Consider the following 14,378-nt stretch of genomic DNA (forward strand, 5'->3'; position numbering starts at 1 on the left):
TTAAATGCCGTCTTTTTTTAGGTCTATATTTGGGGATGTCGGTCATGTAAATATAATATCATCCTTCCAAATCTCTCAGCAAAAGGAAGGACGAGCAAGGAAGTAGCGATATTAAAAATTACACTTATATGTGCCAACTGAACCTCGATCCGATTTGCTAACAGGTTTGCATGTTCGTTTAGAAACGGGATAAGTGGAATAAACAGTAAAACTCCAAAGACATTTAACCATACATGGGCAAAAGCCGCTAATTTTGATTCTTTTCCTCCGCCAATGGAGGCAATTACTGCAGTAATACACGTTCCAATATTAGCGCCTAGAACTATTGCAATTCCAGCATCTAATTGTAATAGACCGGCTGATAAAAATCCCATGGCTATTCCTGTCATTGCTGTGCTAGATTGGATAATTGCCGTCATTATGGTTCCTGTTAGTAGGCTTAAGATCATTTGATCATTAATGGACAGGATAAAATTATTAATAAACTTCATCGAGGTTAGAGGTTGAGCAAGTATTTCAAATCCCTTCATAGATGTGAAGACAGAGGCTATTCCGAATAATAGCATCCCAATACTCCGGGCTTTTTTGTGTTTAAATAAAATTAGGATTGCTCCACCAACAGCTAGTGGTACAAGAGCGGTATCAATATTGAACGTAATAAGTTCTGTCTTGAAGGTAGTACCGATATTGGTGCCAAGAATAATGCCGATCGATTGCGGAAAGGTCATAATTCTAGCAGATATTAATCCGATGGTAATCACCATAACAGCAGAACTGCTTTGTAAAAGGGCTGTTATGAACGTACCCGTCAACATTCCTTTTAAAGGTGTACTGGTTAGTTTGATTAACCATGTTTTCAATTTATTTGCTGATAAATTAAATAAACCAAATCGGATAATTGTCATACCAAATATAAATATTAATATACAAAGAACAAATAATAATATGTATAGCATGTCTTAGGCCCCCCTCAAGTTCATTGTATGGTCATTTTCAGAGGGACATGCCACTTTTCATTGCAAATTGGGACGGACCTTCAAATATCTTTAATAAATTTTAAAAAAGCATGTTCTATCTGTGCGAAATTCAGTTGACCTTGTATCAAGGTTATATTATAATTGCAAGGTACATGGATTGAATGTAAGTGTGTTGTGTTTCGGAGGGAGGGAAAGAGAATGTCTAAAACCGTCGTTCGTAAAAACGAATCGCTTGAAGATGCTCTTCGTCGCTTCAAACGTACTGTATCAAAAACTGGTACATTGCAAGAGGCAAGAAAGCGCGAATTTTATGAAAAGCCAAGTGTTAAACGTAAGAAAAAGTCTGAAGCAGCTAGAAAACGTAAGTTTTAAGAGAGGGTGTAGTACATGAGTCTTCTCGAGCGTTTAAATAATGATATGAAACAAGCGATGAAAAACAAGGAAAAAGACAAACTCTCAGTTATTCGGATGGTTAAAGCTTCATTGCAAAATGAAGCGATTAAGCTCGGAACAGAGCTTTCCGAAGATGCAGAGTTAACAGTCCTTTCTCGCGAAGTAAAACAACGCAAAGACTCCCTCCATGAATTTGATAAGGCTGGTCGCGAAGATCTAGTTGAAAAATTGCGTACAGAGTTGGCGGTTGTCGAACTGTATTTACCGAAACAGCTTTCTGAAGAGGAGCTGTCTGAAATTGTGAAAGAAACCATTTCAGAAGTCGGTGCAACATCAAAAGCGGAAATGGGAAAAGTGATGTCTGCCATTATGCCTAAAGTAAAAGGTAAAGCAGATGGATCACTTGTAAATAAACTTGTACAACAACACCTTTCATAGTATTCTGACATAAAGATCGATGGCATTCTGCTATCGGTCTTTTTATTTGGCTGTGTTAAAGAACAGGTAAGTTTAACAGAGCCTTTTATTTAGAAACGAATTCGAATATATGAAACTTTTTCCTCGTATAAACGTACTACATAGAGTCAGGATGAAAGGAGAGGGGGATTCATATGATTGCATTTCTTACTGACCCGATTGTTGTAACAGTTCTCTTAACAATTGCCGGAGTCGGAATTGTATTAGAGTTGTTTTCACACAAATTTGGTATCGCTGGTTTTATTGGAGTGTTTGCATTACTTCTATTCTTTTATGGGCACTTCCAAGCAGGCCTTGCCGGATACGGCACTTTAACTTTATTTGTAGTAGGCATTCTTCTCATTTTCTTAGAATTCTTTTTACCTGGAGCTGTTTCCGGTACACTTGGTGTCGCTGCGCTAATATTAAGCTTGTTCTTAGCTGGAGAAGATACATTGCAAATAGGAGTATCTATTTTTATTGCAATAGTAGTATCTATAGTGGTTTTCTTTTTAATGATAAAGGTGTTTGACAAAAAGCTTATTCTTTTTAATAAAATGGTGTTGTTTGATACCGCAAGAAAAGAAGATGGTTATGTTTCAAATGTGAACCGTACTGATTTGTTGGGAATGGAAGGTAAAGCATTAACCATTCTACGACCAGCAGGAACAGTCATCATAAATAATGAAAGAATCGATGTTGTTAGTGAAGGCGATTTCATTGAAAGAAATGCGAGAGTAACTGTCATCAAAGTGGAAGGTCCTCGTATTGTTGTAAGAGAAGTAAAATAAAAAGAGGAGGTTAAATCATGGTTGGAAGTGGAACGGTTTTCATTATTGCAGTAGTAATCATTGCATTAATCTTTTTAGGGATTTTATTATCCTTTGTGCCAGTCATGTTATGGATTTCAGCACTGGCTGCCGGCGTAAGAATCAGTATTTTTACATTAGTTGGGATGCGGCTTAGAAGGGTTACACCAAGTAGGGTCGTAAACCCACTGATTAAAGCACATAAAGCAGGTCTCAATGTGACCACTAATCAACTGGAAAGTCATTATCTTGCTGGAGGGAACGTCGATCGAGTGGTAAATGCTCTAATAGCAGCACATCGTGCCAACATTGAGTTATCTTTCGAGCGCTGTGCAGCAATTGATCTTGCCGGTAGAGACGTACTTGAGGCGGTGCAAATGAGTGTTAACCCTAAGGTCATTGAAACACCATTTATTGCAGGTGTAGCGATGAATGGGATCGAAGTAAAAGCAAAGGCTCGAATTACCGTTCGCGCAAATATTGAACGCCTAGTCGGGGGGGCTGGTGAAGAAACTGTCGTTGCTCGTGTAGGTGAAGGGGTTGTTTCAACAATCGGTTCATCAGATAGCCACAGTAAAGTGCTCGAAAATCCTGATCTAATCTCACAGACGGTTCTTTCTAAGGGACTAGATGCGGGTACTGCATTTGAAATCCTATCGATTGATATTGCTGACGTTGATATCGGTAAAAATATCGGTGCTGAACTGCAAACTGAACAGGCGGAAGCTGATAAGAAGATTGCCCAGGCTAAGGCAGAAGAGCGCAGGGCTATGGCGGTTGCTCAAGAACAAGAAATGAAAGCTAAAGTACAAGAAATGAGAGCAAAGGTAGTGGAAGCAGAAGCAGAAGTTCCACTTGCTATGGCCGAAGCGCTTAAGTCTGGAAATATTGGCGTCATGGATTATATGAACATTAAGAACATATCGGCTGATACAGAAATGCGAGGCTCCATCGGTAAAATAACCGGTGATAAAAAGGATGGTCAGTAACCCACTTTGTTAGTAAAGGAGGGTAGGATTTGGAAACAATACTATTCATGATTATAGTAGGGATCATTTCAACATTCGTAGGCAAATCAAAAACCAATCAAGGAAAATCTAAAGGTAGGCCTTTCTCTATGGACCCTATGAAAGAAGTACGTACGCTTTTTGATGAGTTTACTAAAAATAAACCAAGAGAAACCTTTTCCGTAGAAACAAAACCAAGTTCGGAGGGTAAGGAAAGGCCATTAGGTAATCTTGAAAAAGAATATGAACAAATCAGAAACGAATCAGAAGCAAGTCGTACAAGAATGGCGGCAGCCAGGCAGCAAGCTGAAAAAATAATCGTACCTACAAAGGTGGATGATGAACATCAGTTTGAACCTCCTGGTTTAGAGCAGCCAGATCCACACACGTTGGTGAATGGGATTATATGGTCAGAAATCTTAGGTGAGCCACGCGCGAAAAGGCCATATTTTCTAAAAAGAAGATAAATGTAAGAATTTAAAGGCCACAACAATCTAAATAGAAAAATATGTGCTAGAACTCCCTTTTATTTCATAAATATGAGATGAAAGGGGGTTCTTTTTTTATGGCAAAAAAATTGGGCCAACGTGTTCGAAACTGGATGGCTAATAAAATGGATCTTCCTCAAGATGTCATGATGGATTTGCCGAGAATTACAATGATCGGCCAAATTCATATTTATATTGAAAACCATCGTGGCTTACTGGCATTTACTGATAAAGAACTCCGTTTGATGTTAAAACAGGGGCAATTATTAATAAAAGGAAAATCTTTCGTGATAAAAACGATTTTACCTGAGGAAATTTTACTTCAAGGAAAAATTGATCAGGTAATTTATATATCTGATAACCCGGGAGGTACAAAATGAAGAACCAGTGGATTGAATTTTTTTATGGCAGGGTTACCGTTAGAGTTTCAGGAAGGGGGCTCGAGCGGTTCATAAATATTCTTACCAGAAATGGCCTACATATATGGAATGTCAAACGTCATGGGACAGATACGATTACCTTTAAAATGAGACTTCAAGATGCACTTCGAATAAGAAAATTTGCAAGAAAAAGTGAGTGTACCATCTCCTTTTTACAAAGAAATGGTGCTCCATTTCTAATGAGAAGGTTGTTAAAGAATAGCGGATTTATGATTGGGGCCGTTACGTTTTTACTCCTTATTTTCTTCCTGTCTAACGTCATATGGGGAATTGAAATTAAAGGGGCCAAACCTGCTACAGAGTATCAGATTCGAAAAGAATTGGACAAGATGGGTGTAAAGATTGGGAAGGTTCAGTTCTTTGTAGATAATGTGGAAGGTATTCAAAGGAAATTAACTAATAATATTGGTGCATTAACATGGGTCGGCGTGGAACTAAAAGGGACAACCTACCATCTCCAGGTGGTAGAAAAGAATGAGCCAAAAAAGCCCGAGGTTCTATCTCCTCAAAATTTAATTGCAAAGAAGAAGGCCATAATCGTTAAGATGTTTATTGAAGAGGGTCAAAAGGTTGTTGATATAAATGATCATGTCGAACCAGGACAACTACTAGTTTCAGGTGCATTTGGACAAGAGGATAGTCCTGAATTGGTAGCGGCTAAAGGGGAAGTTTGGGGTGAAACTTGGTATAAGAGCCATGTTGAACTCCCGCTTGTCAGTAACTTTCATGTATATAGTGGCAAGGAAAAGCAAAAGCATTCTCTGCTGTTCTGGAATTTAAAAATTCCAATTTGGGGATTTGGTAAACCGGAATTCAATAAATACGAAACAGAGGAGAATGTCCATAAAATACACTTTCTAAAATGGGAATTGCCAATTTCCTATATTCACACAACTATGCGAGAGCGCGAGGAGATTACTCGAACTTATACGAATAAACAGGCTGAGGATATTGCGATGGAATTGGCAAAAAAAGAAATAAAAAGCCATTTAGATGAGGATGCTATTATTAAAGAGGAAAAAATTTTACACAGGGACAATGAAAATGGTAAAGTTATACTAGACATCCATTTTAAGATAATAGAAAACATTGCAGTAGGACAACCAATTTCCAAGGAGACTCCTGAATGACAGAAAAACTAACTACTATTAATGTCCAGCTTGAAAATCCTGCAGAGGCAATTACGCTGCTCGGAAATTCAGATCAAAACTTAAAAATTATCGAACAAGAGCTTGGTGTATCCATTATTACCAGAGGTGAATCTGTTAGTATGTCAGGTGATGAAGAAAAAGTCACAATGGCTGGTGAAATTATTGACAGATTAATCTATGTGATTCGTAAGGGGATTAATATAAGTCAAAGAGATGTTTTATATGCCATCCAAATGGCGCAAAAGGGAACCCTAGATTACTTTGTGAATCTGTATGAAGAAGAAATTGGGAAAAACGTTAAAGGCAAATCTATAAGAATTAAAACACTCGGTCAAAGACAATATGTACAGGCAATCAAGAAAAATGATCTTGTATTCGGAATTGGACCAGCTGGAACTGGTAAGACTTATTTAGCCGTTGTTATGGCAGTTAATGCTCTTCGCAATGGAAACGTCAACAAAATCATCCTAACCCGGCCTGCAGTTGAGGCAGGTGAAAGTCTTGGTTTCTTGCCAGGTGATTTAAAGGAGAAGGTCGATCCGTATTTAAGACCTTTGTATGATGCGCTTAATGATATTTTAGGTGTAGAACATACGCAAAGGTTAATTGAACGGGGAACGATCGAAATAGCTCCGTTGGCATATATGAGGGGGCGTACCCTGGACGATGCTTTTGTAATTTTAGATGAAGCTCAAAATACAACCCATGCGCAAATGAAGATGTTCTTGACTAGGCTTGGTTTTGGTTCCAAAATGGTGATTACTGGTGACCAAACCCAAATAGACCTTCCAAAGGGTGCTAAATCAGGTTTAGTTGTAGCGGAGGAAATTCTGCAGAATGTAAATGGAATTTCTTTCGTGTTTCTAGAACAAAGTGATGTGGTGCGACATCCATTAGTCGGAAAGATTATTGTAGCGTATGAAAAAATAGCTAATCAAAAGTAGTAATGGGTAAACCAATATGGTTTATCCTCTTTTTTTTAAAATTAGAAAGTGTCAAAATTTACTTTGAGAATTGTCCAGCTTCCGCGCCTAGCCCCTCGGGTCAAATAACCTTCTGCAATAAAAGTCAAAGAACGACTTTTCTTGCAGAAGAACATTTGCCTGTCGGGGCTGTTCAAGGCGCTTCCGCTTTTCTTATTTAAAACGTGAAACTTGACAGAAAAACTGTTATCATTTTACATAAAGCACATAATGAGGTAGTAATATGTATTTTCTTGTTGAATAATCATCGAATTTATGGCGTGGTTGGGGGGAGTTAATTGGACAAGCTACAGCAGCACTTTATACGAATAAGGAATCTGCTTGATATTACTTTTTTTCGCTTGTTATTTTTCTTTGTATTAGGATCCGTTCTTTTTTCAGCAATGTATAGTAATGTAAAACCAGAAAAATTAGAGTTGAAGTTATTTTCTGTTGCTGAAAAAACGATTCGATCTCCAGGAACCGTTGAGGACAAGAAAAGTACCGAGAATAAACGACAGGATGCTCTTGACCAAGTGCAGGATGTCTATACCTTAAAAAAAGAATATACACAGAATCGTGTAGACTTAATTACCTCCATTTTTCAATCAGCTATTGATGTAAATAATGAAATAAAAGACGAAATGAAGAAGTTGTCAGAACAGGGTACAGATGAGACTCCGGTTAAAGAAGAGCCAAGTACGGAGGATCAAGTAGCTAGATTGAAAGCAAAATTAACTTCTAGTGCTTCAAAGGACCTTTCTGCTCAAGTTCTAACCGCTTTAGTTCAAGCCAATAATGATGAACTGTCTATTACGAAAGATATGACTGTTACGGCAATTAATAATGTGATGACGAAGCGAATTTCAGCGGATGAAGTAGAAAATGCTAAAAAGAGAGTAGAAGAGGAATTAAAGTATACTACACTAAGTGAAAATTTAAGAAATGCCTCCATTGAGCTTGGAAGGTATGCTATTATTCAAAATGAATTTTACGATCCGACAGCGACAGAAGAACTACGTAACCAAGCGGTGGAAAGTGTAGAGCCTGTTAAGATTTTACAAGGTCAGGTTATTGTTGAAGAGGGGGAATTAATTACCCAGGATATTTATCGCCAACTTAAGTTGACAGGCCTATTAAACAATGAAAAATCCTTTAAACCATTTATTGGTTTAATTGTGTTAGTAACTATTATTCTTTCCGCCATATACTATTATTTTTACCAGATGAAATTTTCGCCTGAGAAAAGGCAAACCTATCTTCTACTATTTGGGATTATTTTCATCCTCTCCATTTTCATTATGAAGATTATTAGCATGTTGCAAATTTTTAATTTTGCAGGGATTGGCTTTATATTTCCTGCTGCAATGGCAGGCATGCTAGTTAAAATATTAATTGATGAAAAGCTTGCTATTTACATGTCTATTATCATGGCTGTTAGTGGCAGTATCCTATTTAACGAAGGAACCGCAGGAACACTGAACTTTTCTGAAGGTATATATATTTTGTTTAGTGCCATTGGGGGAATCTTATTCTTAAGTAAAAGAAATCAGCGCTCAAAAATATTACAAGCAGGCACCTTTGTTGCTCTTGTAAATTTGTTGACGATTTTAGCCATCCTGTTTTTACCGAATGGCCAGTTTTCTGGTGTGGAATATGGGAATTACTTCATAACAGCACTTGTATCAGGAATAGGATCTGCTGTATTAACTATTGGATTATTGCCATTTTTCGAGGCTAGTTTTGGTATCCTGTCTACCATGCGATTAATTGAGCTTTCAAATCCCAATCATCCGTTGCTCAGAAAAATCCTAATGGAGGCACCAGGGACCTATCATCATAGTGTAATGGTGGCCAATTTATCTGAATCTGCATGTGAGGCAATTGGTGCGAATGGTCTTTTAGCGAGAGTAGGAAGCTATTATCATGATATAGGAAAGACTAAACGACCGAATTTCTTTATTGAAAATCAAATGAATTTAGAAAATCCACACGACCGACTACCGCCAGATAAAAGTGCAAATATTATAATTGCACATGTAACAGATGGGGCCCAAATTCTGAGAAAATATCATATGCCCAAAGAAATTATTGATATCGCTGAACAACACCATGGAACCACATTATTGAAGTTCTTTTATCATAAGGCTCTTCAAGATGAAGCAAATGTTAAAGAAGAGGAATTTCGCTATCCTGGCCCAAAGGCACAAACGAAGGAATCAGCTGTAGTAGGTATTGCTGATAGTGTAGAGGCAGCTGTCCGTTCTTTATCAAGTCCCACTCCTGAGTTAATTGAATCACTTGTTAAGAAGATTATTGCGGATAGGCTTCAGGATGGGCAACTTAATGAATGTGATCTAACGATAAAAGAAATTGAAACTGTTTCCCATACGTTATGTGAAACACTAAAAGGGATTTTTCACTCAAGAATTGAGTATCCAGAAATGACAAAGAAAAAGGTGATACAAGCATGACATTACTAATTGATTGTGTTGATGAGACGAATGAACTTACAGAGCAACAAATGCTGGAAGTTGAAAGGTTATTAGCATTTGCAGCTAAAAAACTAAATGTAGAAGAACATAGCGAAGTGTCTGTCACATATGTAACCAATGAAAAAATTCATGAAATTAATCGAGAGTTCCGTGAAAAGGATGCTCCTACAGATGTAATTTCGTTTGCAATGGAAGAACTAGGAGAAGGCGAAATAGAATTAAAGGGTGTAGACATGCCTCGGATTTTAGGTGATATCATCATTTCTGTTGCTAAAACGAAGGAGCAGGCAGAAGATTATGGCCACTCCTTTCTACGAGAGTTAGGATTTTTAGCCGTGCATGGTTTTTTGCATCTTTTAGGCTATGATCATATGACTGAAGAAGAAGAAAAAGAAATGTTTACATTGCAGAAGGAAATTTTAAACGATTATGGACTCACGCGATAAAAGAAAACCAAACCCATTGCTCGGCTCATTTTCATATGCTGTGTTTGGGATTGTAACAGCCCTCCGTTCAGAACGAAATATGAGGATTCACTTATTAAGTTCGATTGTGGTAATTCTATTATCCTTTTACTTTTCGATAACTAAATTAGAGTGGATCTTCATCCTATTAGCTATTGGCGGTATGTTTGCTTTAGAACTGGTAAATACCGCCATTGAGCGGGTAGTTGATCTTGTTACGGAGGAATTTCATCCACTTGCCAAGCAAGCTAAAGATATAGCTGCAGGGGCGGTTTTCGTATATGCGGTACTTTCTATTATCATAGGTTTTCTTATTTTTACACCATACATAGTAAACATGATAAATAGCCATCATTTATTTAGTCTTTAGATTTGAAATGGTTCGGCGAATTGGTTAAAATGAGTTACCAACTTTCTTAATTAGACAAGTTGAGTTATGAGAAAATTCTAATTTTTATAAATTTTATGTTACTTTTTCGCTACAAGTAATGATTTTCTCTCGTGTTTAAGGTAAAATAAAGAAACAGCAGAAATGCTGGAAGGGAAGAAGAGCTAGTGAACATCGAACAATTAATTGAAGAAGCTAAAAAAGCAAGAGATAAAGCTTATGTTCCTTATTCCAAATTTGGAGTCGGGGCAGCCTTATTAACAACAGACGGAAAAGTATATCATGGTTGTAATATTGAAAATGCCGCATATAGCATGTGTAACTGCGCAGAACGAACAGCCCTTTTTAAGGCCTATTCCGAAGGTGATCGGGAATTTCAATTACTAGCAGTTGTGGCTGATACAGATCGTCCATGTTCTCCTTGTGGGGCATGCCGACAAGTTATTTCTGAACTTTGCCCAAGAGACATGAAAGTGGTCTTAACCAACCTAAAAGGGGATATTCAGGAACTTACAGTTGAAGAATTATTGCCAGGTGCTTTTTCTCCGGAGGATTTACATGCAGAATAACGGGAATGGAAACGGATACAAATCAGGGTTTATTTCAATTATTGGCCGTCCCAATGTAGGGAAATCAACTTTTCTGAATCGGGTAATCGGTCAGAAAATTGCTATTATGAGTGATAAGCCACAAACGACTAGAAACAAGATTCAGGGTGTGCTTACTCAGAATGACTCTCAAATGATTTTTATTGATACACCTGGTATCCATAAACCAAAACATAAATTAGGCGACTTTATGATGAAGGTTGCACAAAATACACTAAAAGAAGTAGATTTAATTTTATTTATGGTTAATGCAGAGGAAGGGTTTGGCAGAGGAGAAGAGTTTATTCTCGAAAAGTTTCAAACAATCAACACCCCTATCTTTTTAGTCATTAATAAGATTGATCAAATTCATCCGGATGATTTATTGCCGCTAATACAATCGTATCAAGAAAAATATCCATTTAAAGAAATTGTTCCTATTTCAGCACTTGAAGGAAATAACGTGGAACGTCTCTTAGACCAAATTAAATCCTTCTTGCCTGAAGGTCCACAATACTATCCTGCTGATCAAGTAACTGATCACCCTGAGCGGTTTATTATTACAGAGCTTATCAGGGAGAAGGCACTGCACTTAACTAGAGAAGAGATTCCCCACTCATTGGCTGTTGTTCTAGACAAAATGGAGCGTCAAGAGGGTAAGAACATTATTCATGTTATGGCTACAGTAATTGTGGAGAGAGATTCCCAAAAAGGTATTATCATTGGAAAGCAAGGAAGTATGTTAAAAGAAATTGGGAAGCGTGCACGGGTAGATATTGAAAATCTACTGGGCTCCAAGGTCTTTCTTGAACTTTGGGTAAAGGTTCAAAAAGATTGGCGCAACAGAATGTCTCAGCTTCGTGATTATGGCTTTAATGAAGATGAATATTAATGTAGATAACCCTAACTAAAATATTACGATTTCAATCAAATTATGCATGGACAACATTAACAATTATTTCGTCTTATGATTTTTGCGCAGGCAGGCTATGATAAATGTAAGGTTTGGGATTAATTAAAGCTAGTCTAAAATTTGAAAGGTGGGGTTTTCGATGATGGATTTTACGTGGAAAGTATTCCTCCAAACAGGCAATATTGACACATATCTTCTCTTTAAAGAACTAGAGAAGGAAAACCAAGAAATACCCGGAAATCTGAATGAAGAGCTAGCACAAATCGATTTTCCCGTTTCATAAGTTTGTCTTCGTACTACTTTAGAAGGTGACATTTATGCTTCAAAAGTGTGAAGGCATCGTCATTAGAACGACAGATTATGGTGAAACCAATAAAATTGTAACTTTATTTACGAGGGAATGGGGGAAGATTGGTGTTATGGCTAGAGGCGCTAAAAAGCCCAATAGCCGTCTTTCTTCCATTACCCAGCTATTTACACATGGCTATTTCTTAGTACAAAGAGGCACAGGATTAGGCAGTCTGCAACAAGGTGAGATTGCAACTTCATTACGAACAATAGGTGAAGATATTTTTTTAACGGCATATGCGAGTTATATTGTTGAGTTAACGGATAAATGTACCGAAGAGAAAAAACCAAACCCTTTTCATTTTGAATTGCTCTTACAAACATTAAACTATATGAATGAAGGATATGATCCTGATATTCTTATGCATATCTATGAAATGAAAATGTTGAATGTAATGGGATTATATCCGGTCTTGAATCAATGTTCCGTTTGCGGAAGCACAGACGGACATTTTTCTTTTTCTATTCGTGAAGGTGGATTTATCTGCCACCGATGTGTAGAAAAAGATCCATATCATATGAAGTTATCACCTGCTGCCGTTAAGTTATTAAGGCTATTTTATTATTTTGATCTTTCGAGGCTTGGAAATATTTCCGTTAAACCAGAAACAAAGGCAGAGCTAAAAAGTGTGATTAATACTTATTATGATGAGTATTCAGGACTTCATTTAAAAACCAAGAAATTCCTTCAATCCATGGACCATTTTCGTAATCTATTATGATGTCATATTGACAACGCATGAAGTTTTAGTTAATATTTTGGTTAATAAAATATTTGCATTGACGGAAAAGAGTAATTAGTTTTTTCTCTATAAAAGCGAACCTAGGAGGGTGTGAGCTAGGGTATAGAGGACTAATGAAGGCGTTCCTGAGCAAACTAAGTGTTGAAAAGCACATTTAAAGAGGCTGCATCATTGCAGCAAATAGGGTGGAACCGCGGGTAACTCTCGTCCCTATGCTAATTAGCATAGAGGCGGGAGTTTTTTATTTGTTCGAACAGTCATGGTTTGTTCAAAAGACGCGAAGGCCAAACATTTTTAGAAAAGGAGCATTAAAAATGAAGGTAACGATGGAGCAAATTGTTGCGCATGCTAAACACAGAGGATTTATTTTTCCAGGATCAGAAATTTATGGAGGACTTGCAAACACTTGGGATTATGGTCCATTAGGTGTTGAGTTCAAAAACAATATTAAACAGGCTTGGTGGAAGAAGTTTGTTCAAGAGTCTCCGTACAATGTGGGACTAGATGCTAGTATCTTAATGAATCCTCGTACATGGGAAGCATCTGGACACATTGGGAACTTTAATGATCCAATGATTGATTGTAAAAATTGTAAGGCGCGTCACCGAGCTGATAAATTAATTGAAAATGCTTTAGATGAAAAAGGCATTGAAATGATTGTTGATGGTTTACCATTTGAAAAGATGGAAGAGCTTGTAAAGGAACATAATATTGCTTGCCCAGATTGTGGCAGCCATGATTTCACAGGCATTCGTCAGTTTAACTTGATGTTTAAAACATTCCAAGGAGTAACTGAGTCAAGTACAAATGAAATCTTCCTTCGTCCGGAAACAGCTCAAGGTATCTTTGTCAACTTTAAGAATGTACAACGTACTATGAGAAAGAAACTGCCATTTGGTATTGCTCAAATCGGTAAAAGTTTCCGAAATGAAATTACACCAGGTAACTTTACTTTCCGTACAAGAGAGTTTGAACAAATGGAGCTTGAGTTTTTCTGTAAGCCTGGTGACGAGTTAACTTGGTTTGATTATTGGAAGAACTTTGCTGAAGAATGGCTAGTTTCTTTAGGTCTTACAAAAGAAAATTTAAGACTGCGTGACCATTCAGAAGATGAGCTTTCTCATTACAGTAATGCGACTACAGATTTTGAATTTAAGTTTCCATTTGGTTGGGGAGAACTTTGGGGTGTGGCATCAAGAACAGATTATGATTTAAAACAGCATATGGAATTTTCAGGTGAAGATTTCTCTTACCTTGATCCTGAAACAAATGAAAAGTATATTCCGTATTGTATTGAACCATCACTTGGTGCTGACCGGGTAACACTAGCATTTTTAATTGATGCATATGACGAGGAACAGCTTGAAGATGGTACTTCTAGAACGGTTATGCACTTCCATCCTGCATTAGCTCCTTTTAAAGCAGCGATTCTTCCGCTATCTAAAAAGTTATCTGATGAGGCAAAAGAAGTGTTTGCAACCCTTTCTAAGTACTTTACTGTTGATTATGATGAGGCAGGTTCAATTGGTAAACGTTACCGCCGTCATGATGAAATTGGAACACCATTCTGTATTACGTATGATTTCGACTCCAAAGAAGATCAGATGGTCACAGTAAGAGACAGGGATACAATGGAACAAACTAGACTCCCAATTGCAGACCTAGTAAGTTTCCTTCAAGAAAAAATGGTTTTTTAAAGAAGACAAAAAAGGTGTGGATACCCACACCTTTTCTTTTGTCATGAATCCGACGCTTCC

General features: G+C 37.3%; 17 protein-coding genes and 1 other annotated feature. Of the genes, 16 read left to right on the forward strand and 1 reads right to left on the reverse strand.

Features of this window, described 5'->3' with window-relative positions; translation table 11 throughout:
- Positions 1-23: 23 nt before the first annotated feature.
- Positions 24-956 carry a Na/Pi symporter gene (locus QE429_RS09345; RefSeq protein ID WP_307286693.1) on the reverse strand — a complete coding sequence of 311 codons (933 nt, stop codon included), beginning with the start codon at positions 954-956 and terminating at the stop codon, positions 24-26.
- Positions 957-1,175: 219 nt separating this feature from the next.
- Here QE429_RS09345 and rpsU point away from each other — a divergent pair, with 219 nt between their 5' ends.
- From rpsU to QE429_RS09425, 16 genes are all read left to right on the forward strand, one after another.
- Complete coding sequence (rpsU, locus tag QE429_RS09350) at positions 1,176-1,349, forward strand: 30S ribosomal protein S21 (RefSeq protein ID WP_007087607.1); 174 nt, start codon at positions 1,176-1,178, stop codon at positions 1,347-1,349.
- Positions 1,350-1,364: 15 nt separating this feature from the next.
- The gene (locus QE429_RS09355; protein ID WP_307286703.1) at positions 1,365-1,808 is read left to right on the forward strand and encodes a GatB/YqeY domain-containing protein; all 444 of its coding nucleotides are present in this window, start codon (positions 1,365-1,367) and stop codon (positions 1,806-1,808) included.
- 173 nt (positions 1,809-1,981) lie between these two features.
- The gene (locus tag QE429_RS09360; RefSeq protein ID WP_307286705.1) at positions 1,982-2,617 is read left to right on the forward strand and encodes an NfeD family protein; all 636 of its coding nucleotides are present in this window, start codon (positions 1,982-1,984) and stop codon (positions 2,615-2,617) included.
- A 17-nt stretch (positions 2,618-2,634) separates the two neighbouring features.
- Positions 2,635-3,624 (forward strand): flotillin-like protein FloA, encoded by a 990-nt coding sequence (gene floA, locus QE429_RS09365; RefSeq protein WP_307286707.1) that lies wholly within the window; start codon positions 2,635-2,637, stop codon positions 3,622-3,624.
- A gap of 29 nt (positions 3,625-3,653) precedes the next feature.
- Positions 3,654-4,109: a hypothetical protein gene (locus QE429_RS09370; protein WP_307286709.1), complete on the forward strand. Its 456-nt coding sequence runs from the start codon at positions 3,654-3,656 to the stop codon at positions 4,107-4,109.
- Positions 4,110-4,207: 98 nt separating this feature from the next.
- Positions 4,208-4,510, forward strand: coding sequence for a sporulation protein YqfC (gene yqfC, locus QE429_RS09375; protein ID WP_307286711.1), 303 nt, complete (start codon positions 4,208-4,210; stop codon positions 4,508-4,510).
- The gene (gene yqfD / locus QE429_RS09380; RefSeq protein ID WP_307286713.1) at positions 4,507-5,700 is read left to right on the forward strand and encodes a sporulation protein YqfD; all 1,194 of its coding nucleotides are present in this window, start codon (positions 4,507-4,509) and stop codon (positions 5,698-5,700) included. Before yqfC ends, yqfD begins: the two co-directional genes overlap by 4 nt.
- Positions 5,697-6,665: a PhoH family protein gene (locus tag QE429_RS09385; RefSeq protein WP_307286715.1), complete on the forward strand. Its 969-nt coding sequence runs from the start codon at positions 5,697-5,699 to the stop codon at positions 6,663-6,665. Before yqfD ends, QE429_RS09385 begins: the two co-directional genes overlap by 4 nt.
- Before the next feature lie 317 nt (positions 6,666-6,982).
- Complete coding sequence (locus tag QE429_RS09390; protein ID WP_307286717.1) at positions 6,983-9,157, forward strand: HD family phosphohydrolase; 2,175 nt, start codon at positions 6,983-6,985, stop codon at positions 9,155-9,157.
- Positions 9,154-9,624, forward strand: coding sequence for an rRNA maturation RNase YbeY (gene ybeY / locus QE429_RS09395; RefSeq protein WP_307286718.1), 471 nt, complete (start codon positions 9,154-9,156; stop codon positions 9,622-9,624). The genes QE429_RS09390 and ybeY overlap by 4 nt, the downstream gene beginning before the upstream one ends.
- Complete coding sequence (locus QE429_RS09400) at positions 9,608-10,012, forward strand: diacylglycerol kinase family protein (protein WP_307286720.1); 405 nt, start codon at positions 9,608-9,610, stop codon at positions 10,010-10,012. The genes ybeY and QE429_RS09400 overlap by 17 nt, the downstream gene beginning before the upstream one ends.
- A 185-nt stretch (positions 10,013-10,197) precedes the next feature.
- On the forward strand, positions 10,198-10,599 hold the full coding sequence (locus QE429_RS09405; protein ID WP_307286722.1) for a cytidine deaminase: 402 nt from the start codon (positions 10,198-10,200) through the stop codon (positions 10,597-10,599).
- On the forward strand, positions 10,589-11,509 hold the full coding sequence (gene era / locus QE429_RS09410; RefSeq protein ID WP_307286724.1) for a GTPase Era: 921 nt from the start codon (positions 10,589-10,591) through the stop codon (positions 11,507-11,509). Before QE429_RS09405 ends, era begins: the two co-directional genes overlap by 11 nt.
- Positions 11,510-11,669: 160 nt before the next feature.
- Positions 11,670-11,813 carry a YqzL family protein gene (locus QE429_RS09415; protein WP_024030127.1) on the forward strand — a complete coding sequence of 48 codons (144 nt, stop codon included), beginning with the start codon at positions 11,670-11,672 and terminating at the stop codon, positions 11,811-11,813.
- Between the two features lie 34 nt (positions 11,814-11,847).
- Positions 11,848-12,600 carry a DNA repair protein RecO gene (recO, locus tag QE429_RS09420; protein WP_307286728.1) on the forward strand — a complete coding sequence of 251 codons (753 nt, stop codon included), beginning with the start codon at positions 11,848-11,850 and terminating at the stop codon, positions 12,598-12,600.
- A 49-nt stretch (positions 12,601-12,649) separates the two neighbouring features.
- Positions 12,650-12,836 (forward strand) — a binding site (T-box leader).
- A 99-nt stretch (positions 12,837-12,935) separates the two neighbouring features.
- Positions 12,936-14,318 (forward strand): glycine--tRNA ligase, encoded by a 1,383-nt coding sequence (locus QE429_RS09425; protein WP_307286730.1) that lies wholly within the window; start codon positions 12,936-12,938, stop codon positions 14,316-14,318.
- Positions 14,319-14,378: the final 60 nt, after the last annotated feature.

Origin of the sequence: Bacillus sp. SORGH_AS_0510 (assembly GCF_030818775.1) — a bacterium.
GTDB lineage: Bacteria > Bacillota > Bacilli > Bacillales > Cytobacillaceae > Neobacillus.